This window comes from Ancylobacter crimeensis, assembly GCF_023016805.1.
GTDB classification, from domain to species: Bacteria; Pseudomonadota; Alphaproteobacteria; order Rhizobiales; family Xanthobacteraceae; genus Ancylobacter; species Ancylobacter crimeensis.
In genome coordinates this window covers 1-24386 of record NZ_JALKCH010000013.1, presented here as the reverse complement: position 1 = coordinate 24386, position 24386 = coordinate 1, and the positions used below count along the sequence as shown (strand labels likewise).

The following is a 24386-nucleotide window of genomic DNA, read 5'->3' as shown; positions in this document are numbered from 1 at the left end:
CGAGGCGCGGCTTACTGGCAGGCTTCGCACTCGGGATCGTTGATGGAACAGGCCGGCCCGAAGCCCGCTTCGGGCGCTGCCGCAACCGGAGCGGAGACCGCATTGAGCTTTCCGTCGGTACCCTTCAGTGTCGATTTCTCGACATGCGTCGCCGAGCGCGAGCGCAGGTAATAGGTCGTCTTGAGGCCCCGCCGCCACGCCAGCCGATAGGTCTCGTCGAGCTTCCGACCTGACGGATTTGCGACATAGAGGTTCAGCGACTGGGCCTGGTCGATCCATTTCTGCCGCCGCGCCGCCGCCTCGATGAGCCAGGAAGGTTCGATCTCGAAGGCGGTCGCGTAGAGCACCTTGAGATCGTCGGGGATACGGTCGATGCTGCCGACGCTGCCATCGTAATATTTGAGATCCGACACCATCAGCTCGTCCCACAGGCCGCGCGCCTTGAGGTCATGCACCAGCGCGGCATTCACCACGGTGAAGTCGCCGGACATGTTCGATTTGACGAAGAGGTTCTGGTAGGCAGGCTCGATCGACTGCGACACGCCGCAGATATTGGAGATGGTCGCGGTCGGCGCGATCGCCATGGTGTTGGAATTGCGCATGCCGATGCTGGTCACGCGGGCGCGCAGGCTTTCCCAGTCCATCGTCGTCGAGCGGTCAAGATCCAGCCCGCCGCGCCTTTGCGCCAGATCCTCGATGCTGTCGATCGGCAGCACACCCTTCGACCACAGCGAGCCCTCGAAGGAAGGATAGCGCCCGCGCTCGGCCGCCAGATCGCATGAGGCGGAGATGGCGTGGAAGCTCACCGTCTCCATGCTCTCATCGGCGAACCGTACCGCCGCCTCGCTGGCATAGGCGATGCGCAGCGTCTGCAACGCATCCTGAAAACCCATGATGCCGAGGCCCACCGGGCGATGCTTCAGGTTGGAGCGGCGCGCCTCGGGGATGGTGTAGAAATTGATGTCGACCACGTTGTCGAGCATCCGCATGGCGATGCGGACGGTTCGGGCCAGCCGCTCGCCGTCGAACCTTTCCGCCGTCACATGGGCGGCGAGGTTCACCGAACCGAGATTGCAGACCGCCACCTCCTCGTCGGAGGTGTTGAGGGTGATCTCGGTGCACAGGTTGGAGGAATGCACCACCCCGACATGGCGTTGCGGCGAGCGGATGTTGCACGGATCCTTGAAGGTGATCCACGGATGGCCGGTCTCGAACAGCATGGTCAGCATGCGCCGCCACAGATCGACCGCCCTCACCTGCCGCGACACCTGCATCTCGCCGCGTCCCGCCCTGGCCTCATAGGCTTCATAGGCGGCCTTGAAGGCGGTCCCGTAGAGGTCGTGCAGGTCCGGCGTCTCGTCGGGTGAGAACAGCGTCCACGTGCCGTTCGCCTCGACGCGCTCCATGAACAGGTCGGGCACCCAGTTGGCAGTGTTCATGTCGTGGGTGCGGCGACGGTCGTCTCCGGTGTTCTTGCGCAGGTCGAGGAATTTTTCGATGTCGACGTGCCACGTCTCCAGGTAGGCGCACACCGCGCCCTTGCGCTTGCCGCCCTGGTTCACCGCGATGGCGGTGTCGTTCGCCACCTTGAGGAATGGCACAACACCCTGGCTTTCGCCATTGGTGCCCTTGATGTGCGCGCCGAGCCCGCGCACGCGCGTCCAGTCATTGCCGAGGCCGCCGGAATATTTGGCGAGCAGCGCATTGTCCTTCACCGACTTGAAGATTCCGTCGAGGTCGTCCGGCACCGTGGTGAGGAAGCAGGAAGAGAGTTGGGGGCGCAGCGTGCCGGCATTGAACAGGGTCGGCGTCGAGGCCATGAAGTCGAAGGACGACAGCAGCTGATAGAACTCGATGGCCCGCGCCTCGCGATCGACCTCCCGCAGTGCAAGTCCCATCGCGACCCTCATGAAGAAGGCCTGCGGCAGCTCGAAACGATGGCCACGTGCGTGCAGGAAATAGCGGTCATACAGCGTCTGCAGGCCGAGATAGTCGAACTGCAGATCGCGCTCCGGCAGCAGGGCCGCTGCGATCCGCTCGAGATCGAAATGGCCAAGCTCCGGGTCGATCAGTTGCTCGACGATGCCACGGGCAACGTAGGCGCGGAAATACTCGGCATAGCGCACGGCCATCTCGGCCTGCGTCGCCTGTTCCGACCGCCGGACGAGGAAGGACAGCGCCTCGCAGCGCAGCTTGTCGAGCAGCAGCCGGGCCGAGACCTTCGCATAGTTCGGCTCGCTCTCGATGAGCGTGCGCGCGGCGAGGATGGGGGCGAGCGCGAGTTCGTCCTCACCGATGCCGTCATAGAGATTGCGCCGCGTCTCGCCGAGGATGGTGTCGGCCGAAACATCGGCAAGGCCGGAGACGGCCTCTCCCACCACAGCCTCCAGACGGGCGAGATCGAGCGGCACGCGGGTGCCGTCGGGCAGGCTCATCGCGAGCGTCGGGGCAGCCGCGGACGCGACGGCTGACGAGGCGGCGGCGCGCTCGCGTGCCCTGTCCTCGCGATAAAGCACATAGGCCCGTGCGACCTTGTGGTGCTCGCCGCGCATCAACGCGAGTTCGACCTGGTCCTGCACATCCTCGATGTGAAAGGTGCGTCCGGCGTCGGCGCGACGGGTCAGGCCGGCGACGATCTGACCGGTGAGATCGGCCACGATGTCGTGGACCCTGCGCGAAGCCGCGGCGCTGGAGCCTTCCACCGCCAGGAAAGCCTTGGTCAGGGCCACCGCGATCTTGGAGGCGTCGAACGGCGTCACCGCACCGTTGCGACGGATGACCTGATAGGCGGAAGCAAGCGCAGCGGACGTGCCCGATGGCATGGGCCCGGCGGCGCGGTTCTCGAAGGAGCGTTCGGCAGGAAGGACGACAGACATCGGCTGCAAACCCCGTTGCGTGGGGCAAGGGCCGAGCGGAGACGACAGGATGCACGCACGGACGAGCCGGCGAACGACCAAGCGTTCCACCGGGACACCCCGCCCGAGGACGATCACTGAGGTCGCGGCAGGTCTCCTGGCTCGCGGGTCGCGACCGGCATCCGCCTTCCCGGGACAGCACCCCAGTGGCTCCCTCGGCCGACGCCTCGGGGTGGATATCGGCTCGCCGCTTACAGTTGCGGGGGCAGCGCCGGCCTCGCCACGAATGGGCTCACCGGCTTCCCTCTTAGCCTTCTCGCCTTGCGACTCGAAGGACCGTCGACCTCTATATATAGGGGTCAATCGATGAAGTGCGTCAACAGATAGATGACGCCGCCCACAGGCGCCTATCCTGCCTGCGACACCGGAATGGACCGGGCGGCATAGCGGTTGGCGGGACGGGCAAGGCCCAGATTTTCCCGCAAGGTGCGCCCCTCATATTCGGTGCGGAACAGGCCCCGGCGCTGCAGCTCTGGCACCACCTTGCCGGTGAATTCCACGAGACTGTCCGGGAGTACCGGAAACGCCATCATGAAGCCGTCCGACGCGCCGGCCTCGACCCATGCCTGCATCTGATCGGCCACTCCCACCGCGTCGCCGAAGAAAATCGCCTTGCTGCGGTTGTAGCGCTTGCACACCTGGCGCAGCGTCAATCCCTGCCCGATCAGCCCCACGATCTCCTCGAAATAGACCTGATGATGGTTCGATGTCGCGGGAATGCGATGCGCGGGCACCGGCTCGTCGAGCGGCAGGTCGGAAAGGTCCGTTTCGAGATCGGTCTTGAGATACATGAGGCCGATCTCGATCGGCACCGTGTCCTGCCAGTGCGCCCACGTCTCGCGCGCATGCTGCTCGTTGTCGCCGACCACGATGGACACCCCGGACAGCACCTTGAGTTCGTCCGGGTGGCGGCCGAAACGGGGCATCCGGCCTTTGAGGTCGCGGTAGAAGGCGGTCGCCTCGGCGAGGCTGGCACCGGTGCCGAACACCACTTCAGCGGTCTCTGCCGCGAGTTCCTTGCCCGCCTCCGAGGCACCGGCCTGGAAGATCACTGGCCGGCCTTGCGGCGGGCGGGCCATGTTGAGCGCGCCATGCACCTTGAAGAACTCGCCCTCGTGATCGAGCACATGGAACCGTGCCGGCTCGAACATCCGGGCATTCGCCTTGTCATAGATGAAGGCGTCGTCCTCCCAGGTGTCCCACAGCGCGCTGACGATCTGGAAGAATTCGCGCGCCTTGGCGTAGCGCCGGTCGTGCGGGGGAAGCCGGTCGAGGCCGAAATTGCGGGCGGCGAAGTCGTTGGCCGAGGTCACGACGTTCCACGCCGCCCGGCCTCCGCTGATATGATCGAGCGAGGCAAAGAGCCGCGCCACATTGTAGGGCTCGTAAAAGCTGGTGGAAGCGGTCGCTCCCAGCCCGATATGCGAGGTCGAGCCGGCGATGGCGGACAGCAGCGTGATCGGCTCGAGCATGTTCATGTAGAGCGGGCCGCGGCTCCAGGCATCGAGATTCTCGGTTCGCGCGGCGGGCGTATCGGCCAGGAAGAAGAAGTCGAGCTTGCCGGCCTCTGCGGTCTGCAGGATGCGCCGGAAATAATCGACATCCGTCGGCGCCCGGTCTTCGGCGCTCGGCAGCAGCCATGCGGCGGAGTGATAGCCGTTCGCCTCGAACAGGCCGCCGAGAACCATTTTCCTGAGCTGGGTCATGGCACGTCCGTGTGGCGCGGAGAGGGCCGGTCCGGCCGGACGCGCGGGCCTGCGCCGCGCCGGCGCGCCGACCGGACGCGCGCCCCATCCTACTGAAACAGTGCGAACGCGCGAGCAATACCCCGTTGGAGTTATTGTTTCGGCTCACCCGCGCCCTGTGAAATGCCTCCATCGTCCGCAGCCGGCGCCGTCCATACGCCCCTGCGTCACCGCGATCACCAGGGGGTACCGCGCCATGAAGCTCTCGATCGGAAAAGCCATTCTCGCCGCCGCGCTCATGTTCGGCGCCACCACCGCGCATGCCACCTGCCTCGACGACATCAAGAAGGCGGGCGTCATCACCTCGGGCAACGGCCTTCTGGGTCTCAAGCCCTTCGTCTGGAAGAACGAGGATGGCACCTATGCCGGCTTCGAATGGGACATGTTCCAGGAGATCGGCAAGCGCATCGGCGTGCCGAAGCAGGATTATGTCATCACCGAATGGACCTCGCTGATCCCCGGCCTGAAGGCGGGGCGCTGGGATATCATCCTCTCCGGCATGGCGGTGACGCAGGAGCGTGTGCAGGGTGCCGGCATCACCTATTCGCGCCCCTATTTCCTGCTTTACGACTTCGTGATCGTGAAGAAGGACTCGCCGATCAAGACGCTCGACGACCTGAAGGGCAAGACCGTCGCCTCTACGCTCGGCACGATGGACTCGCTCAACGCCCATGCGCTCGCCGATGCCGGCAAGATCGGTCAGGTCCAGGACTTCAACGACTTCGGTGCCCCGTTCGTCGCCCTGCGCAACGGCCAGGTGGACGCGGTCGTGCTCGACCAGGCCACGCTGCAGGGCCAGCTCGAAACCATGAACGACCTGCGCACGGTCGGCGAGCCCCTCTATTACCACTCGAAGCCGGAATGGGCCGACGCCGAAGCGAAGGCCGACTACGTCCTCGGTGGCACCGCGATCGGCGTGCGCAAGGAGTGTCCGGAACTGCTGGCAGCCATCAACGACGCGCTCATCGGCATGGAGAAGGACGGCACGCGCCAGAAGATCCTCGAGAAGTACGGCGCGTGGGCCGACTACCAGGCCAAGCTGATGAAGTGAGGCCGGAGGCATCGTCCGCGAAGCCTGATCGGCTTTCACAATCGGAGAGGTAGAGACGGCTCGCGATGTATGATTTCTTCTTCGTCCTGATCCCCCGCTATTTTCCGTTCCTGCTCCAGGGTGCACTCGTCACCGTCGAGCTTTCGGTCCTCAGCATGGCTTTCGGGCTCGTGCTGGGGCTGGCGGTGGCGCTGGGGCGGCTGAGCGGGCGGCGATGGCTGGAATGGCCGCTCGCCGCCTATGTCGAGATCTGGCGGGACGTGCCGCTGATCGTGCAGTTGCTCGTCATCTATTTCACCCTGCCGAGCATCGGCATCCTGCTGCCTGCCTTCTGGGCAGGCGTGCTGGGCCTCAGCCTCAATCTTGCGGCCTATCTCTCCGAGGTGTTCCGTGCCGCCATCCTGTCGATCGACTCCGGCCAGCGTGCCGCAGGTCTTTCGATTGGTATGTCGCGGCCGATGATCTATGGGCGCATCGTGCTGCCGCAGGCCCTGCGCATCGCCGTGCCGACGATCGGCGGCTACTTCATCGCGCTGCTGAAGGATTCCTCGCTGGTGTCCTTCATCTCGGTGAACGAGCTGCTGCGCAACGGCACCATCGTGATCTCCAACACCTTCCGCAGCATGGAGGTCTACATGATGGTGGCGATCATCTATTTCGCCATGAGCTTCGTGGCCTCGCTGCTGGTGCACCGCATCGAGCAGTGGCTCACCCCCCGCTACCTGCGCAAGAAGCGCCCCAGCGACCGCGCCCTCGCCCCCCAGCCCGCGGTGATGCCATGAACGATACATTGACGAGCGCCGCCCACCCGCACGAAGCCGGCAGGGCCGCCCCCCTGCTCGAAGTGCGCGGCCTGCACAAATCCTTCGGCCCGCTCCATGTCCTCAAGGGCGTCGATCTGGTGGTTCGGCCGGGCGAGGTTTCCTTCCTCATCGGTCCGTCGGGGGGCGGCAAGTCCACCCTGATCCGCTGCGTCAACTTCCTTGAAACGCCGAGCGCCGGAGAGATCACCTTCGACGGCCGCAGCCTGTGCCGCGAGGAAGGCAACATCTTCCATATCGCGCCGGAGAGGACACTGCGCGCGGCACGCTCGGAAATGCCGATGGTGTTCCAGCACTTCAACCTGTTCTCCCACCGCACCGTGCTGGAGAACGTGATCGAAGGGCCGGTGATGGTTAAGCGGCAGCGGCGCGACGAGGCGATAGCCATCGCGGAAAAGCTGCTCGCCGAAGTCGGCCTTGCCGACAAGCACGACCGCTACCCGGACGAGCTCTCCGGCGGGCAGAAGCAGCGCGTCGCCATCGCCCGCGCGCTGGCCATGCAGCCCAAGCTCATCCTGTTCGACGAGCCGACCTCCGCGCTCGACCCCGAACTCGTCTCCGGCATTCTCGACACCATCCGCGGCCTTGCCGAGCGCGGCATGACGCTGATCGTCGTGAGCCACGAAATGGGCTTCGCCCGCCGTCTCGCCGATCAGGTGCACTTCATCTCAGGCGGCACCATCGTCGAATCCGGCCCTCCCGAGCGCATCTTCGACGCGCCCGACAATCCGCGCCTCGCCTCCTTCATCCGTTCGATCCTGCACTGAGGCAGCCCGGCTGCCTGCGTCTTGAATTTCGGGAATGCGTCAGATGTCCAAACCGTTTCACCTCGCCCTCTTCCTCCAGGGATCCAGCGTCCAGGCCTGGGGGGCGCAATGGACCGGCCGCATCGCCGAAACCTGGATGCAGCCGAGCCTCTTCCTGGACATCGCCCGGTCGCTGGAGCGCGCCTGCTTCGACTACATCCTGCTGGAGGACGGCCCCTATATCGGCGAGAGCTTCGGCGGTTCACGGGAGATCTATCTGCGCAACGGCATCTCGGTGCCCAAGCAGGACCCCTCGGTTCTCGCCAGCCTGATGCTGGGCGCGACCTCGCACATCGGCATCGTGCCGACGCTGGCGACCTATGCCTACCATCCGTTCGTCGTCGCGCGCCTCGTCGCCACCATGGATCAGATCTCGGGAGGCCGGGCCGGCTGGAACATGGTCACGGGCTCCTCGAAATTCGCCTTTGCCAATCTTGGCTATGACGAACTCACCAAGCACGACCTGCGCTATGACATGGCCGACGAATATCTCGATATCGTCGACAAGCTCTGGCACTCTTGGGATGCCGACGCCATCGTGGCGGACGAGGCGAACGGCATTCTCATCGACCATGAGAAGGTCCACCAGATTGACTTCAAGGGTCAGTACTACAGCTCGCGCGGCCCGCTCAATTGCGGCCCGGCCCCGCAGGGGCGCCCGGTGATCGCGCAGGCCGGCGGCTCTCCGCGCGGACGCCAGTTCGCCGCCCAGCACGCCGACACCGTGGTCACCAGTGTTGTCGGCATCGACGACATGCGCGCCTATCGCGACGATGTGCGGGCCCGCATGGCGGCGGCGGGCCGCAATCCAGATCACTGCAAGGTCATGTTCCTGGTCACGCCGATCATCGCTTCCAACATGGCGGAGGCGAAGGCCATCCAGGCGGAACGGCGCGAGCAGGCGCTCACGCAGCGCGACCTGAAGCTCGCCTTCCTCGGCAAGATCACCAATATCGACTTCACCAAGCTCGACCTCGACCAGCCGGTGGGCACGCTGACGACGGAGGGTCATCAGCAATTGCTCGACGATTTCATCCGCCAGGCCGGAAAAAAGACGCTGCGTGAGGCGATTACGTCCTTTACGCAGGATGGCGACGGCGTCGAGCTGGTAGGCTCGCCGGAGGATGTTGCCCAACAGATGGGCGAGGTGATGCAGGCGGTCGGCGGCGACGGCTTCCTGTTCTCCCTGCCCAATCTCCATCGCCGTACCCTCGCCGAGATCGAGGACGGGCTGGTGCCGGCGCTGCAGAAACGCGGATTGATGCGAAAGGCCTATGCGCATCCGCATCTGCGGGACAACCTGCTGGACTACTGACGCCCTCTCGGCCCGCGATGGTCCGCCTTTTGCTTCGCGTGGGGCGTTCCGCATGCGAGGCAGCCATGACAATGTATCGGGGATGGACGGACGAAGCGGCGGCCCTCGCGCTTCCGCAGGAGGCTGCGCTGGCCTTGCCCGCGACACCGCTGCCGGAGATCTTCGGCGGCATCGTCGACCAGCTCGGCATGCCCGGATTCCACGCGACGCTGCGCACGGCGCTCCACGCCATCGCGCCCTTCAACAGCTGCGTGATGCTGTCCTTCCGCTCGGACGGGGCGCCGATCGTGCTGGAACGCTGCTCGGCGATCGACCCGGAGCGGTTCGAGCACAGCTACATGAAGCAGGCCTACCGGCTGGATCCCTATTACCGCGCCGCGCTGGAACGGCGGCCCATCGGGGTCAGCCGGTGCGGCGAGCTTTCCGGGCCCGGCTTTGTCAACAGCGCCTATTTCCAGTCCTATTACAAGGACATACCGCTGGTGGACGAGATCGGGCTGCTCTGTCCCGTCGAGCCAGGGCACACCATCCATATCTCGCTGGGGCGCTGTGTAGGGTCCGCACCGTTCGGTGCATCGGTGCTGGCGGATCTTCACGGCATGGAGCCGCTGATCGCATCGCTGGTTCGCCGCCATGCGCTGATCGAGGCCCGCCTCGAAATGACACAACCGATTGCGCCTTCTTGCGAAAATAGCGCGGACCCACCGATTGCGGAAACCACGCCCGCCGAGCTCGGCTGGCTGCGCGGCTTCCATGCCACGCGCCGTGAAATCGAGGTCGCGTCCCATGTCCTCAAGGGACACACCAATCCCTCGATCTCGCTGCGCCTCGGCATCTCGGAGCACACCGTCAAGGTCCACCGCAAGCGGCTCTACGGGAAGCTGTCGATCTCCTCGCAGGCCGAGCTCTTCATGCTCCACATGCGGCACCGTCACCCGAACTAGATACCTTTTAGCCTGCGGTCCGATGAGTGCAGTGAGGTGGACGATGAGTCCAGCCATCCACCCCGATCGCGCGGTCGCACTGCGCAGGCCGGCCTTGCGCATCCCGGGCGCCGATGCGTCGTCGCGCCGGGCGTCTTCCCCCTATCAAAATACCATCGAGATGCACCCCAGACAGCCGCCCCCTCGCCTCACCGGAAGGGCGGCTCGTCGAAGGAGCGCAGCTTGCGCGAGTGGATCGTCGCGCCGGTCTCCTTCAGCCGATCAAGCGCGGCGAGGCCGATCTTCAGATGCTCGCTCACCGCGCGCTCATAGAAGGCGTTTGCGGCGCCGGGCAGCTTGATCTCGCCATGCAGCGGCTTGTCGGACACGCAGAGCAGCGTGCCGTAGGGCACCCGCAGCCGGTAGCCCTGCGCGGCGATGGTGCCCGACTCCATGTCGACCGCGATGGCGCGCGACAGGTTGATGCGCCGGCGCTCCTGGGTCCAACGCAACTCCCAGTTGCGATCGTCCTGCGTCACCACGGTTCCGGTGCGCAGCCGGCGCTTGAGCTGGTCGCCCTGCTCACCGGTGACATCGCCCGCCGCCTGCTGCAGCGCGACCTGCACCTCGGCCAGCGCGGGAATGGGGATGTCGGGCGGCACCAGCTCGTCGAGGATGCCGTCCTGCCTGAGATAGGCATGGGCGAGCACATAGTCTCCGATGATCTGGGTCTGCCGCAGCCCGCCGCAATGGCCGACCATCAGCCAGCAATGCGGCCGCAGCACCGCGAGATGATCGGTGATGGTCTTCGCGTTGGAGGGGCCGACGCCGATATTCACCAGCGTCACCCCGGCCCCGTTCGCGCGCAGCAGATGATAGGCCGGCATCTGGAAGCGGTGCCAGGGCGCGCTCATCACCCGCTCGAAGGCGGTCTCGTCGAGGCCGGCGCGGTCGATCCGCACGCCGCCCGGCGTCACCAGCGCCTCGGCGGTGCCGCCGGCGATCTCGGCGAGGCCAAGGCGGACGAACTGGTCGACATAGCGGTGATAATTCGTCAGCAGGATCCAGGGCTGGAAGGCCCGCCAGTCGGTGCCGGTGTAGTGCACCAGCCGGCGCAGCGAAAAATCGGTGCGCACCGCGTCGAACAGGGCCAGCGGGCGCGGCTCGCCCTCCACCAGCTCGAAGGTGCCGTCGGCGATCTCGTCGCCCACCAGCGAGAGCAGCGGCGTCGGGAAATAGCGGGCCAGCTCGGAGGCGGTGACGTCGCCGCGGCCCAGCTCGTCGCCGCCGTCGAGCGCATAGGGATAGGGAATCTGCTGCGTGCTCGGCCCGGTCTCGATGATCGCGCCGTAATCCTCCGCCAGCGGGCGGAGCTGGTCGAGCAGATAGGTGCGGAACTCGGCGGGCTGGGTCACCGTGGTCTGGTGTACGCCGGTGACGGCGAATTTCGCATAGCCGCGCTGGGTACGGACGAAGGAGCGCTGGTCGGGCCGCCAAGTCACCCGCAGCAGGGGATAGCGGTAGCGCTCGCGCTCCTCGGCGCCCGGCGGCCGGCCGGTCTCGAAGAAGCGCATCAGGTCATGGCGCAGCCCCTCGCGGGCGGTGCTGTAGAGGCGCTCCAGCCGGTCGATGGCGGCTTCCGGGGTCGCGGCGATCTCGAACGTCATGCAATCCGTCACTCCAAAGCATTTTCAAGCGAAGTGGATGTCGGTTCGCGTAAGGAAAATGCGTAAAACAAAGACCTTGAGGGCTTTCGGTGAACCGGCGTTCACCGAAAGCCCTCCAACCTGCGGACACTCGGCTCGGGCGGATGAGGTTGTGCGTCGGCCGCAGCGCAAAGACAAGAAGGCAACCCTCGAAAGCCTCTTCCTCCGAAAGCGCCTTGCCCTTCTGCGCCCGCTCGCGGCGCAGGGCCGGATCGGCTATCGGTTCACCGGTGAATCGGGCGCGCCGCGCCCTCATCGGAGCATCGGGAAGGCATCATGAGCATCGGCGAACTGTTCGACACCTGCGACGCCACCGGGATCGCCGCCGCGGTAAAGCGCGGCGAGGTCACCCCCGGCGAATTGCTGGACGAAGCGCTGCGCCGCGTGGCGACACTGAACCCGCAGCTCAACGCGGTGACGATGCTGCAGGAGGATGTCGCGCGCCGGCTGATCGCGGACGGCCTGCCGGAAGGACCTCTCACCGGCGTGCCGTTCCTGCTCAAGGATCTCGGCGCCGAGGCCATCGACTTTCCCTCCAACAACGGCTCGCGGCTGTTCGCCGAGACCCGCTACGCGAAGGATTCGGCGATCTATGCCCGGCTGAAAGCGGCGGGGCTCGTCACCTTCGGGCGCACCACCTCGCCCGAGGGCGGCGTCGGCCCCACCACCGAATCGGCGGTCTATGGCGGGCCCACCCGCAACCCGTGGAACCCCGGCCACACGCCGGGCGGCTCCTCCGGCGGCGCAGCGGCGGCGGTGGCCTCCGGCATGGTGCCGGTGGCCCATGGCTCGGATGGCGGCGGCTCGGTGCGCATCCCGGCCTCGTCCTGCGGCCTGTTCGGCTTCAAGGCGACCCGCGCCCGGCTGCCGGACGGGCCCTATGTCGGCGAGGGCTGGGCGGGCATGGCGATCGACGGCTTCCTCACCCGCTCGGTGCGCGACACCGCCACCCTGCTGGACGCAACGAACGGCATCGACCTCGGCGCGCCCTATTCGCCCCCGCCGCTGGAAGCCTCCTTCGGCGCGGCGCTGGGACGGCGGGAAAGGCTGACCATCGCCTTCACCACCACAAACCTGACCGGCGATCCCATCCACCCGGACTGCGTCGCGGCGGTGGAGGCGGCGGCGAAGCTGCTGGAGAGCCTCGGCCACACCCTCGTCGAGGCGCGGCCCGTGGCCGATACCCGCGGCATGATGGCGGCCTGGACCAAGGTGGTGGCCTGCGGCACCGCGCTTTCGGTGGAAGGCGCCGCGCGCCGTCGGGGACGCCCGATCGCCGAGGACGAGATCGAGGATGTCGCCCGCTCGGCCATCGCCTATGCCCGCGGCGTGAGCGGAGCGGACTATCTCGAATCGGTCAACAAGGTGCACGCCTATGGCCGCGAGATGGCCGACTTCTTCGCCGCCGGCGGCTACGACCTGCTGCTGACCGCGACGCTGGCCGAGCCGCCGGCGCGCCTCGGGCGGTTCGACCACGCCGGCCGCGACTATGTGGAATACCGGATGGGCAAGGGCATGGTGTTCGACTATTCGCCCTTCACCGCCGCCTTCAACGCCTCCGGCCAGCCCGCCGCCTCGCTGCCGCTGCACTGGACCGCGGACGGGCTGCCGGTCGGCATTCACCTCGCCGCGCCCTATGGCCATGACGAGCGGCTGCTCGGCGTGTGCGCGCGGTTGGAGGAAGCCGCACCGTGGTTCAGCCGGCGCCCGTCGATCCGGGCGTGAGGAGGCGGGCGGGCGCCACCGCCCGGCGCGCGTCGTCCTTTACGGGCTGGAAGGGCGAGGCTCGATACAGCCGGGCTGTTGCGGTAGAGCCGTCATGGCCAGGCATGACGGTGCTCAAGGGGAGAGGGTTGGGGCGAGAGGCCGCGACGCTCCCCCGCCTCCGAAACACCCTCACCCTCACCCGGCACTGCGCGCCAACATCTCCCCTCGGGAGAGGTGAAGGCAAGGCGCTTGCAGAAACAGGCCTCCGCCGCCTCACCCCACGCCCCGCTCATAGGTGATGCGCCCGTCGCACATCGTCGCCGCCACCTTCAGCGTGTCGACGGCCTCCGCCGCCATCGCCTCGATATCGCCGTCCAGAATCACCAGGTCCGCCAGCGCCCCGGCCTTCAGCACGCCCTGCTCGTCCTCGCGGAACGCGGCATAGGCGCCGTCGCGGGTGAAGCCGGCGATGGCGTCGGTCAGGGTCTGGCGCTGGTCGGGCAGGCCGGGGAAGGCGGCGGGGCAGGTCATGGCGGTGCGGATGCCGTAGAGCGGGTCCATCGGCGCGATCGGCCAGTCGCTGGAGAAGGCGAGCCTTGCCCCGCTGGCGCGGATGCTCTGCCACGCATAGCACAGCGCCATGCGCTCGCGGCCCAGCATGGTGCGGATCGGCTCCATCGGATAGGCGCCGCCCGGCGCGTGGGTCGGCTGCATCGAGGCGATCACGCCGAGCTCGGCAAAACGCGGCAGATCGGCGGGGGCCAGCACCTCGATATGCTCGATACGGTGGCGGCTGTCGCGCGCCCCATTGGCCCGGCGGGCGGCGGCATAGCCGTCCAGCGTACGGCTGACGGCGGCGTCGCCGATGGCGTGCACGGTGATCTGGAAGCCGAGCGCGTCGATGGCGGTGGCGATGGCGTCGAACTCCGCCGCTTCGAAATAGGAGGAACCACGCAGGCCCGGGGCGTTGCTGTAGTCTTCGAACATATGGGCGGTGTAGGATTCGACCACCCCGTCCATGAATATCTTCACGAAATCGGAACTGAGCCGGCCACCTTGCCAGCGGGCGCGCATCTCCACCGCCCGGTCGAGTTCGGACAGCGCCATGCCCGGCAGGAAGCGGAACGGCACGCGGCCGCGCGCGATCAGGCCGCCGGCGCGGTCGATCTCCCCCAGCAGTTCGAGCTGGTAGACATTGCCGTCCATGTTGTGGAACGCGGTGATGCCGAGCGAGGCGCAATAGGCGAGGCCGCGCTCGATGATGGCCCGGTCGGTCGCGCGCTCGGCAGCGGTGAGGCCGGCGGCGGGCTCCCTGCCGAGGAGGCCGAGGGCCTCGCGCCCTCCGGTGGGGGTGAGCGCGATGATGGGGGCGAAGGCCTCGAACTCGCGCAGCTCGCCGGCGGCGCGGCCATCCGGGCCCAGAACCACCTCGTTCCCGGGCGATACGGCGAGGCCGTCGATGAGGCCGGCCATCTCCAGCGCGGCGGTGTTGCCCCACATGGTGTGATGGTCGCTGGCGAACAGGGCGAGCGGGCGGTCGGGCAGGATGCGGTCGAGCAGCTGGCGGGTGATCGGCTCGCCGCCGAACATGCCGTAGCCGGCCTGCTCGACGATCAGCATCCGGGTGCCGGGCTCGCGCACCGCGCGGGCGCGGATGGCGCTCGCGATGGGCTCGAAGCCCTCCAGCCCGGCGAGCGACAGGCTGGAGAGCTGCGCCGCGCCGGTGAAGAGGTGGATGTGGCTCTCGACGAAGCCCGGCAGCACGGTGGCGCCGGCGGCGTCGATCCGGCGCGTGCCCGACCCGGCCAGGCCCGCCAGATCCTCCCGCGCGCCCACGGCAAGGACGCGCCCGCCGCCGACGGCGATTGCCGCAGCACGCGGCTGTGCCGAATCCATGGTCAGGACACGGGCATTTTCGACAAGAAAATCAGCACTCGGCATCATTTGTCCCCAAATTTTAGTCCGTCCCAAAATTTGATCACATTCATAACGAGCCGCCTTGCCGACCGCCAAGCGCTCACATAGGCTTCCCAACAACAATCCGGATGCGAGCCCCTTCCCTCGCCTCCATCGGCCGCCAGAAGACGAGACGGATGCACAGTATGCCGGAGCCTGCCGTGCCACAGGGCAAGCGCGTTGCAATCGAGGCTCGGGGGATCGTCAAGGAGTTCGGCCAGGGGGCGGGCTCGCTCCGGGCACTCGACAATGTGTCGGTGGCGATCCGCGAGAACGAGTTCTTCACGCTGCTGGGGCCTTCCGGCTGCGGCAAGACCACCCTGCTGCGCATGATCGCCGGCTTCGAGTTCCCCACCGAGGGCGCGATCCTGCTGAACGGCGAGGATATCGCCGGCCTGCCGCCCTTCAAGCGGCCCATCAACACCGTGTTCCAGAGCTACGCGCTGTTCCCCCACCTCACCGTGTGGGAGAATGTCGCCTTCGGACTTCAGATGCTGGGGCGGCCCAAGGCGGAGATCGCCAGCCGGGTCGCCGCCATGCTGAAGCTGGTGCGCATGGAGGAACTGGCCCAGCGCCGCACCGACCAGATCTCCGGCGGCCAGGGCCAGCGCGTCGCGCTTGCACGCGCGCTGGCGCCGAGCCCGAAGGTGCTGCTGCTCGACGAACCGCTCTCCGCGCTCGACTACAAGCTGCGCAAGGAGATGCAGATCGAATTGAAGCGTATGCAGCACGAGACCGGCATCACCTTCGTGTTCGTGACCCACGACCAGGAAGAGGCGCTCACCATGTCGGACCGCATCGCGGTCATGTCCAAGGGCCGCGTGCTGCAGATCGGGGCGCCGACGGACATCTACGACAAGCCGGCCGACCGCTTCGTCGCCGACTTCATCGGCGAGAGCAATTTCCTGCCCGCCACCCTGCTGAGCCTGTCCTCCGGCGTCGCGCGGGTGAAGCTCGCCTCGGGCGCCGAGATCCCCGCCACCGTCGCCGAAGGGCTGGTGCCGCGCGAGAGCGTGACCATCGTGGTGCGGCCCGAGCATGCCCGCGCGGTGCGCGAGGGCGGACAGGTCTCCGGCCGGGTGGAGAACGTCGTCTATTTCGGCACCGACACCCACATCCATGTCGCGCTCGCCGGCGGGGGCACCTTCATCGTGCGCCAGCAGAACAGCCGCAATGGCGTCGCCGGCTTCCAGGTCGGCGACGCCGCGGGCATCGAGATCGCAGCCGACGCCGCCCAGGTGCTGAGGGACTGACCATGGGCAGCGCAGCCGACGCCGCACGACGCGCCGAGAGCGAGACCACCCGCCGCCGGTGGCTGCTCTCCGCCCCCGCTCTGGTCATCATCTTCGTCGCCGCCATCGGCCCGCTTTTCGTGATGCTGGCCTATTCCTTCATGACGAAGGGCGACTATGGCGACGTGAAGCCGATCTTCTCGCTGGACGGCTGGTTCTCGGTCCTGCTCCAGCGCGACATCTTCGACGACACGCTGTCGCTGGCCGACGCCAACCTCATCATCATGTGGCGCTCGCTGAGCCTTTCGGCGATCACCACGGCGGCGACGCTGATCCTCGGCTTCCCGACCGCCTATTTCATCGCCACCCGGCCGCGCGAAACCCGCGAGATGTGGGTGTTCCTGGTCACCATCCCGTTCTGGACCAACCTGCTCATCCGCACCTTCGCGATGCAGCAGGTGATCCGCAACGAGGGCATACTGAACAGCCTGCTGATGTGGCTGCGCGTCATCAACGAGCCGCTGCCGATCATGTATACCGACTGGGCGGTGCTGTTCGGCATGGTCTATGTCTATCTGCCGCTGATGGTGCTGCCGCTCTATGCCAGCATGGAGAAGCTGGATTTCCGGCTCGTCGAGGCCGGCTACGATCTTTATGCCGGGCGGCTCGCGGTGCTGCGGCGGGTCATCATCCCGCTGGTGAAGCCGGGCATCGTGGCCGGCTCCATCCTCGTCTTCATTCCCTCGCTCGGCGCCTATGTCATTCCCCGCGTGCTCGGCGGCGGCAAGACCATGATGCTCGGCAACCTGATCGAGCTGCAGTTCGGGGCGGGCCGCAACTGGCCGCTCGGCGCGGCGATGTCGATCACCCTCATGGCGGTGGTGATGATCGCCCTGCTGTTCTATGTGCGCAACGCCGCGCGCGCCGGAGGCGGCCATGGCTAATCGCTTCGACGTCCGCTCCCAGCCGGGTTTCGGCACCATCGCGATCTTCACCTTCGCGCTTCTCTATCTGCCGATCCTTGCGCTGGTCGTCTACGCCTTCAACGGCAGCGAATCCCTCACCGTGTGGGGCGGCCTGTCGCTGCGCTGGTTCGTGGCGGCTTCGCAGAACGATGCGGTGCAGGATGCGGCGCTGCGCTCCTTCATCGTCGCCATCTGGGCCGCCGGCGTTGCGACCATCGCCGCCACCATGGCGGCGATCGCGACCACGCGTGTCGCGCCCTATCGCGGCCTCGCCTTCAAATACGCCTTCATCAACACGCCGCTGATGGTGCCGGAAATCGTCACCGCGGTGGCGCTGCTCATCGTGTTCTCGCGGGTGAAGGTATGGACCGGCTATTCCGGCCTCGGCTATCTCATCCTCGCCCACACCGCGTTCTGCATCCCCTTCGCCTATCTGCCGATCCGGGCGCGGCTTGAGAGCATGGACGCCTCTCTGGAGCGGGCCGCGGCCGACCTCTACGCCACGCCCTGGCAGGCCTTCCGACGGGTGACGCTGCCGCTGCTGCGGCCCGGCATCATCGCCGGCTTCATGCTGGCCTTCGTGATCTCGCTCGACGATGTCGTGATCACCGAATTCGTCAAGTCCGGCGGTCAGGACACCCTTCCCACCTACATGCTCGGCCAGATCCGGCGTACCGTGACGCCGGAGGTGAATGCCATTGCGACCGCATTCCTGGCCCTGTCGATCCTGCTGGTGACGGTCTTCTTCTTCATCAACCGCAAGAAGGCCTGAACCGCGGGCTGCCCATCAGATCCGCTCAAACCATAAAACCAGACGGAGACGGAACGTGACGTGGAAGATGAAGGCCGCCGCTGCGGCTCTCGCGATCCTGGGGTCGGTCGGCACCGCCGCGGCCGAGGGCGCGCTCAACATCTACAACTGGGGTGACTATACCAGCCCCGAAATGATCAAGAAGTTCGAGCAGAAATACGACGTCAAGGTCACGGTCACCGACTACGATTCCAACGACACCGCGCTCGCCAAGATCCGCGCCGGCGGTCATGGCTTCGACATCGTGGTGCCCTCGGCGAACTATATTCCGATCTGGATCAAGGAAGGGCTGCTGCTGGAATCGCGCCCCGACCAGATGGAGAACTTCAAGAATGTCGACGAGCGCTGGGTGAACGTGCCGTGGGATCCTGGCCGGCACTACAGCGTGCCGTGGCAGTGGGGCTTCTCCGGCATCGGCATCAACAAGAAGATGTATAGCGGCGACATCAACACCGCCGCCATCTTCCTCGATCCGCCCAAGGAGCTGGTCGGCAAGATCAATGTCGAGCCGGAAATGAACGACGTCCTGTTCGCCGCCATCAAATATCTGGGCGGCGAATGGTGCACGGACGACAAGGTCCTGCTCAAGAAGGTGCGCGACAAGCTGATCGAGGCCAAGCCGAAATGGCTGGCCATGGATTACAGCGTGACCGAGAAGCTGCCCTCCGGCGACTATGCCGCGGTGTATTACTGGAACGGCGCGATCATGCGCGCCCGGCTCAAGAACCCCGACGTCGCCTTCGGCTATCCGAAGGAAGGCTACCCGATCTTCATGGACAGCGCGACGATCCTGAAGGACGCCAAGAATGTCGAGAACGCCAAGAAGTTCCTGAACTTCATCATGGAGCCGGAGAACGCCGCGCTGATCTCCGCCTTCGCGAAATATGCGAACGGCATCAAGGGCTCGGCCGCCTTCCTGCCGCCGGAGATGAAGGATGCGCCGGAACTGGTGATTCCCGCGCAGTATGAGAAGGCCGGCGAGTTCCTGAAGGCCTGCTCGCCCGAGGTCTCCCAGCTCTATGCCCGCATCTGGACCGATGTGAACAAGTGATGCGCGCGGCCGGGCACGCTCCCGGCCGCCCGACCCTCCGCAGCCGGCCGTGCGCGGCCGGCTGCCCCTGCCGGCTGGCAGACCTGCCCGACTGACGGACCTGCCCGACTGACGGACCTGCCCAGTTCACGGACGCGCCCATGCACCTGATGGATCTCGACGCCGGCGCGCTCTCCCGCCGCATCGCCGCGCGCGAGGTGAAGCCCTCCGAGGTGATGGCCGCTTATCTCGCCCGGCTGGAGGCGGTGAACCCGGCGATCAACGCCATTGTCTCCCCGCGCGACCCCGACGCCCTGATGGACGAGGCCCGCGCCGCCGACGAGGCCGCGCCCTCCGGCTGGCTGCATGGCATTCCCTTCGCGGTAAAGGATCTCGTTGCCGTTCGCGGCCTCGCCACGACCTATGGCTCGCCGCTGCATCGCGACTTCGTGCCCGAGGCCGACGACCTGCTCGCCGCCCGCCTGCGCGCCGCCGGCGCGATCTTCACCGGCAAGACCAACACCCCGGAATGGGGTCATGGCAGCCACAGCTTCAACCCGGTGTTCGGCGCGACGCGCAATCCCTACGATCCCGCGCGCTCGGCCGGAGGCTCGTCCGGCGGCGCGGCGGCGGCGCTGGCGGCGCGTCTGGTGCCGGTGGCCGACGGCTCCGACATGATGGGCAGCCTGCGCAACCCGGCCGCCTTCTGCAACATCTACGGCTTCCGCCCGACCTATGGCCTCGTGCCCGGCGATGCCGACGGCGACACCTTCTCCGCAACGCTGGCGACCGACGGCCCCATGGCCCGCACGGTGGACGACCTCGCGCGCCTTCTGGAAACGCTCTCCGGCGAGAACCCGCACGTGCCCTTCGGCCGCGCCGGCGAACCCTTCAGCGCGCGCCTGTCCGCCGATCTGCGCGGCAAGCGCATCGGCTGGCTCGGCGACTGGGGCGGCGCCTATCCCTGCGAGCCCGGCATTCTCGCTCGCTGCGAGGCCGGGCTGGCGGTGCTGGAGGATCTCGGCGCGGCGGTCGAGCCGCTGGCCCCGCCCTTCCCCGCGGACGAACTCTGGGACGCCTGGATCCATCTGCGCGGCTTCCTCAATGCCGGCTCCAAGGGCGCGCTCTATGACGACGAGGCCAGACGCGCCTTGCTGAAACCCGAAACGCAATGGGAAATCAGCTTCGGCCGTACCGTCACCGCCGAACAGGTCTACCGCGCGAGCCTCACCCGTTCCCGCTGGTTCGCCGCCGCCGCCCGGCTGTTCGAGCGCTTCGACGCGCTTGTGATGCCGGCCGCGCAGGTCTGGCCCTTCCCCGTCGAGTGGCGATGGCCGGAGACGATCAACGGCAGGGCGATGGACACCTATCACCGCTGGATGGAGGTCGTGGTGCCGGTCAGCCTGATCGGCCTGCCCTCGCTCGCCGTGCCCTGCGGCTTCAGTGAGGCCGGCTTGCCGACCGGGATGCAGATCTTCGGCCGCAGCGGCGCGGATGCCGACATATTGGCGATCGGCGCGCGCTACCACGAAGCGACGCAATGGCCGCAACGCCGCCCGCCTGGGCTGTGATGCCGGAAGGAGAACGATTTGCCATGCCCGATTGCTGGGCATGAGACCATTCTGCCGCTAGTGTGAGCGGAACTTGCGGCCCGCAACGCCGCCCGCGCGCGGCGCCACATTCCGCCCTGAGCCCGACGGCACACGCCGCCGGGACCCTTTCCCCCAACCGCCGGAAGACAGTCCTCCGATGCTGACCAATTCGCTACAGAGCCTCGACGTCGCCCATCACATCCACCCGATCACCAATCTGCGCCGGCTGGAGCGCCAGGGACCGATCGTCATCGACCGCGGCCAGGGCATCTATGTCTATGACGACGAGGGCCGCGAATATATCGAGGCGATGGCCGGCCTGTGGAGCGTCGGCCTCGGCTTCGGCGAGCAGCGCCTCGTCGACGCGGCGACGAAGCAGCTCGAGAAGCTGCCCTATTACCATGTGTTCTCACAGAAGGCGCACGCCCCCTCCGCGCTGCTCGCGGCCAAGCTCACCGAGCTGGCCCCGGCCGGGCTGGAGCATGTGTTCTTCACCAATTCCGGCGCCGAGGCGAATGACAGCGTCGTCAAGTTCGTCTGGTACTACAACAACGCGATCGGCCGGCCGGAGAAGAAGAAGTTCCTCGCCCGCGACGGCGGCTATCACGGAATCACGGTGGCTGCCGGCTCGCTGACCGGGCTGCAGACCAACCAGAAGGGCTTCGACCTGCCGCTGCCCTTCGTGCGCCACCTCTCGCGCCCGCATTTCTATCGCGCCGGCTTGCCGGGGGAGACCGAAGAAGCCTTCACCGAGCGGCTCCTGAAGGAGCTCGAGGACACCATCCTCGCCGAGGGGCCGGAGACGGTCGCCGCCTTCATCGGCGAGCCGGTGATGGGCGCCGGCGGCGTGCTCGTTCCCCCGAAGGGCTATTGGGCCGGCGTACAGGAGATCTGCCGGAAATATGACGTGCTTGTCGTCGCCGACGAGGTCATCAACGGCTTCGGCCGCCTCGGTACCATGTTCGGCTGCGAGACCCTCGGCATCGAGCCGGACATTCTCGTCTGTTCCAAGCAGATCACCTCCTCCTACCAGCCGCTCGCCGCGGTGCTGATGAAGGACTTCATCTACCAGGCGATGGCCGATGCCTCCGAGAAGCTCGGTGTGTTCGGCCACGGCTACACCACCGGCGCCCATCCGGTTTCGACCGCGGTGGCGCTGGAGAACCTCGCCATCATCGAGGAGCGCGACCTCGTGGCCCGCTCCAAGGAACTCGGCGCCTATATGCATGCCGGTCTGGCGAAGTTCGCCGATCACCCCCATGTCGGCGAGATCCGCGGCATCGGCCTCATCGCCGCCGTCGAGCTGGTGGCGGACAAGGCGACCAAGGCCAAGTTCGAGCCCTTCGGCAAGGTGGGCCTGCGCTTCTTCGATCACGCGCATGAGCATGGCCTGATCGTGCGCGGCATCGGCGATTCCATCGCCTTCTGCCCGCCCATGATCATCACCGAGGCCGAGATCGACGAGATGCTGCGCCGCTTCAAGGCGACGCTCGACGACATCACCGCCTGGATCGCCGCCGGCATGCCGGACGCCTGATCCGCGCTGCTGCGGCGCAACCGGGGTGGACACATAGGTCCAGCCCCGGCACCGTTTCCCGAGGCGATCCCGCCTTGGCCGGCCCGTCCCTCACCCGGGGCGGGCCTTTCTTTTGGGGACGGCCATGACCGCGCTGCTTCGCGCATGAAGGGGCGACGGGCGCCGTCCGATCGCTATCCGCCATTCGTCGGCGGCTCCAGGGGAACCGAGAACCGCATGGCATCGTTGCTTGGAGGAGAGATCCCAGGAGCCACAGGCCATGAACCTCGAGCAACAGACACCGCCGCCGCCGGAACAGCCGATCGAACAGCCGCAATTCGTGAGCCAGCCGCAGGCGCGCATCACGACGGCCCCCTCCCCGCTGCCCACCCCCTCCCCGCGCATCAGCCGCCACCGGATGCAGGCTGGCTGCTGAGTCGAGGAAGACCGGCCCGACGAATGGAATGTCAGCGATGGCGGCGGGAGCGGGCCGCTGGCGCGTTGGAGCGCGGTCGGAGCGCGCGGATCAGGAATGCTGCCCCTTTCGTCCACACGCGGCAGATCGTCCGGATCAACGGTTTGTCCGCCGGCATGTGTCAACCAGCCGGGTTACGGCGTTCCATGGAAGCTGCGGCCGGCGCGCCGGGTTCGAATTGAACGGCCTGGGGGGCGATGACGATGGCCGGGGCGCTGATCACCGGTGCCTCGCTCCGCCGCAGCGCCAGAAGCAGCGCGGCGCAGACGACGATGAGAGCCGCCGCGGCCATGAAATAGAGCACCCCGTTCAAATCGAGATGCGACATGATCCAGGTGGCCGTAAAAGGGCCGATCGTGGATCCGACACCGCTCACCAGAATGAGACGGCCGCTCACCGACACCATTTGCCCGGGCGCCATATGATCGAGCGCGTGGGCGACGCAGACGGGGTAGAGAGTGGACATCTGTCCGCCGAAGACGAAGGCGAGCGGCAGCACCACCTCGAGCGCGCGGGGCGCGAAGACGAGGCCTACGGCGCTCGCCGCGAAGCCCCCGGCTAGGATAGCGAGCAGAAGCCGACGGTCGACGCGATCGGACAGCCAGCCGACCGGAATCTGAAAGGCCAGCCCGCCCAGAACGGCAGTCAACATGACGAGACCGATCGTCCGCTGGTCGATCTGCCGGGCGAGCATCCACATCGGGACGACCGCATAGAAACTCGCCGCAATCATGCCGGCGATGCCGGCGCCGAGCACCGCCAGAGGCGCGGCCCGCATCACCGTTCCGTAAGGCAGGCGTTCCTCGCGCGTGATGATGGGGGCGTCGGCCCGCGTGAGGCTGACGATGGCGAGCGCACCGGCGAACAGCCCCATGATGATGATGAATGGCGTGTCGCCTTCCAGCGACAGGCGCCCGACCAGCAGTTGGCCGAGCGCCAGAGCCAGGAAGGTGCCGACCATATAGGTCGAAAACACCCTGCCCCGCGCCGAAGCCACGGCTTTTGCATTGAGCCAGCTCTCCGTCGTGACGAAAAGGCCGACGCAGCCGAATCCAATGGCCGCTCGCAGCAGCGCCCAGGCGAGATCGTTCACCCACAGCGCCATGACGGCTGTACACGCCACCACGATTCCGGCAAAGGCCGCATAGCTCCGGATGTGGCCGATGCGCTGGATGATGCCGCCGCAGGTCACCGATCCGATGGTGAAGCCGATGAAATAGGCGCTGAGGATGACCCCTTCGAACGTCGCGCTGAAGCTGCCCAGGGCGAGCTGGAGGGAGATGACGGTCGTGAAGAATCCATTCGCGAGTTGAACCAGGCTGGTTGCGACGATGATGGCGCCGAGCTGAGCGTACACATCCACCTCCATCCGGTGAGAGCGTGTCGGGCGGTCCGGTTTTCAGGAATAAACGCCGATGCCGGCCATGTCACCCGCGGGCTCGGAGGTGGACGTGCGCGCGCGCCTTCCGGATAGGGCAAGACGAGCGGCCACGCAGCAAGATGGCCCGGGGTTGTGGATCATCTTTCACACGCTCGCGATGTGCACAGCGCGAGCGGATGCGGATGCGGCCTGACCGCAGGCCTGCCATTCGGAGATGATCGGCGATCTGCGTGGGCTGTCGATCTTTTGCCGACGGACGATAAGACCTGCCTTGCGGGTAGCCGGGATCTTTTCATGTTGGCGGCGGCTGGTTTTGAGCCGGCTTCCCGTGCCGGAGGCGAGGTTGGGGCTGGTGGCCGGTCTTCCGGTTTTTGGTTTGGTGTCGCGCGTTGTTTGTGTGGGTGCGCAAGGAAACACCCCCCTTGGCGATTAGGCCATG

The 24386-nt window shown here is 66.8% G+C and carries 18 protein-coding genes and 1 riboswitch; of the genes, 13 read left to right on the top strand and 5 right to left on the bottom strand.

The features are described 5' to 3' along the window. Positions 1 to 11 precede the first annotated feature (11 nt). Both MWN34_RS17165 and MWN34_RS17160 read right to left on the bottom strand, forming a co-directional pair. The gene (locus MWN34_RS17165) at positions 12 to 2822 is read right to left on the bottom strand and encodes a ribonucleoside-diphosphate reductase subunit alpha (protein WP_247030603.1); all 2811 of its coding nucleotides are present in this window, start codon (positions 2820 to 2822) and stop codon (positions 12 to 14) included. 163 nt (positions 2823 to 2985) lie between these two features. Further along, positions 2986 to 3212: riboswitch (cobalamin riboswitch) on the bottom strand. A gap of 50 nt (positions 3213 to 3262) precedes the next feature. Then, on the bottom strand, positions 3263 to 4621 hold the full coding sequence (locus MWN34_RS17160) for an LLM class flavin-dependent oxidoreductase (protein WP_247030531.1): 1359 nt from the start codon (positions 4619 to 4621) through the stop codon (positions 3263 to 3265). A gap of 235 nt (positions 4622 to 4856) precedes the next feature. Here MWN34_RS17160 and MWN34_RS17155 point away from each other — a divergent pair, with 235 nt between their 5' ends. The 5 genes from MWN34_RS17155 to MWN34_RS17135 all read left to right on the top strand — a co-directional run bounded on the left by MWN34_RS17155 (position 4857) and on the right by MWN34_RS17135 (position 9597). Continuing rightward, entirely contained in the window at positions 4857 to 5711 is an 855-nt protein-coding gene (locus MWN34_RS17155) for a substrate-binding periplasmic protein (RefSeq protein WP_247030530.1), read from the top strand. Positions 5712 to 5776: 65 nt separating this feature from the next. Continuing rightward, positions 5777 to 6493: an amino acid ABC transporter permease gene (locus tag MWN34_RS17150; RefSeq protein ID WP_247030529.1), complete on the top strand. Its 717-nt coding sequence runs from the start codon at positions 5777 to 5779 to the stop codon at positions 6491 to 6493. Next, the gene (locus MWN34_RS17145) at positions 6490 to 7299 is read left to right on the top strand and encodes an amino acid ABC transporter ATP-binding protein (RefSeq protein ID WP_281503072.1); all 810 of its coding nucleotides are present in this window, start codon (positions 6490 to 6492) and stop codon (positions 7297 to 7299) included. Before MWN34_RS17150 ends, MWN34_RS17145 begins: the two co-directional genes overlap by 4 nt. Before the next feature lie 43 nt (positions 7300 to 7342). Then, the gene (locus tag MWN34_RS17140) at positions 7343 to 8653 is read left to right on the top strand and encodes an NtaA/DmoA family FMN-dependent monooxygenase (RefSeq protein ID WP_247030528.1); all 1311 of its coding nucleotides are present in this window, start codon (positions 7343 to 7345) and stop codon (positions 8651 to 8653) included. Positions 8654 to 8718: 65 nt separating this feature from the next. Then, a complete protein-coding gene (locus MWN34_RS17135) occupies positions 8719 to 9597 on the top strand; it encodes a helix-turn-helix domain-containing protein (protein WP_247030527.1) in 879 nt (292 codons plus the stop codon). Positions 9598 to 9785: 188 nt separating this feature from the next. On the opposite strand, the gene MWN34_RS17130 is transcribed toward MWN34_RS17135, so the two are convergent. Then, positions 9786 to 11243: an AMP nucleosidase gene (locus MWN34_RS17130; protein WP_247030526.1), complete on the bottom strand. Its 1458-nt coding sequence runs from the start codon at positions 11241 to 11243 to the stop codon at positions 9786 to 9788. Between the two features lie 315 nt (positions 11244 to 11558). Here MWN34_RS17130 and MWN34_RS17125 point away from each other — a divergent pair, with 315 nt between their 5' ends. Continuing rightward, positions 11559 to 13007: an amidase gene (locus MWN34_RS17125; protein ID WP_247030525.1), complete on the top strand. Its 1449-nt coding sequence runs from the start codon at positions 11559 to 11561 to the stop codon at positions 13005 to 13007. 255 nt (positions 13008 to 13262) lie between these two features. Here the strand turns inward: MWN34_RS17125 and MWN34_RS17120 are convergent, their stop codons facing one another. Then, positions 13263 to 14885, bottom strand: coding sequence for an amidohydrolase (locus tag MWN34_RS17120; protein ID WP_247030524.1), 1623 nt, complete (start codon positions 14883 to 14885; stop codon positions 13263 to 13265). Between the two features lie 206 nt (positions 14886 to 15091). Here MWN34_RS17120 and MWN34_RS17115 point away from each other — a divergent pair, with 206 nt between their 5' ends. The 7 genes from MWN34_RS17115 to MWN34_RS17085 all read left to right on the top strand — a co-directional run bounded on the left by MWN34_RS17115 (position 15092) and on the right by MWN34_RS17085 (position 22527). Next, positions 15092 to 16198: an ABC transporter ATP-binding protein gene (locus tag MWN34_RS17115; RefSeq protein ID WP_247030523.1), complete on the top strand. Its 1107-nt coding sequence runs from the start codon at positions 15092 to 15094 to the stop codon at positions 16196 to 16198. 2 nt (positions 16199 to 16200) lie between these two features. Beyond that, complete coding sequence (locus MWN34_RS17110; protein WP_247030522.1) at positions 16201 to 17121, top strand: ABC transporter permease; 921 nt, start codon at positions 16201 to 16203, stop codon at positions 17119 to 17121. Next, the gene (locus MWN34_RS17105; RefSeq protein ID WP_247030521.1) at positions 17114 to 17914 is read left to right on the top strand and encodes an ABC transporter permease; all 801 of its coding nucleotides are present in this window, start codon (positions 17114 to 17116) and stop codon (positions 17912 to 17914) included. Before MWN34_RS17110 ends, MWN34_RS17105 begins: the two co-directional genes overlap by 8 nt. A gap of 55 nt (positions 17915 to 17969) precedes the next feature. Next, complete coding sequence (locus MWN34_RS17100) at positions 17970 to 19004, top strand: ABC transporter substrate-binding protein (RefSeq protein WP_425532138.1); 1035 nt, start codon at positions 17970 to 17972, stop codon at positions 19002 to 19004. Positions 19005 to 19144: 140 nt separating this feature from the next. After that, complete coding sequence (locus tag MWN34_RS17095; RefSeq protein WP_247030520.1) at positions 19145 to 20554, top strand: amidase; 1410 nt, start codon at positions 19145 to 19147, stop codon at positions 20552 to 20554. Between the two features lie 178 nt (positions 20555 to 20732). After that, on the top strand, positions 20733 to 22112 hold the full coding sequence (locus tag MWN34_RS17090; protein ID WP_247030519.1) for an aspartate aminotransferase family protein: 1380 nt from the start codon (positions 20733 to 20735) through the stop codon (positions 22110 to 22112). Positions 22113 to 22371: 259 nt separating this feature from the next. Next, positions 22372 to 22527 (top strand): hypothetical protein, encoded by a 156-nt coding sequence (locus MWN34_RS17085; RefSeq protein WP_247030518.1) that lies wholly within the window; start codon positions 22372 to 22374, stop codon positions 22525 to 22527. 160 nt (positions 22528 to 22687) lie between these two features. Here the strand turns inward: MWN34_RS17085 and MWN34_RS17080 are convergent, their stop codons facing one another. Next, the gene (locus MWN34_RS17080; RefSeq protein WP_247030517.1) at positions 22688 to 23923 is read right to left on the bottom strand and encodes an MFS transporter; all 1236 of its coding nucleotides are present in this window, start codon (positions 23921 to 23923) and stop codon (positions 22688 to 22690) included. Positions 23924 to 24386: the final 463 nt, after the last annotated feature.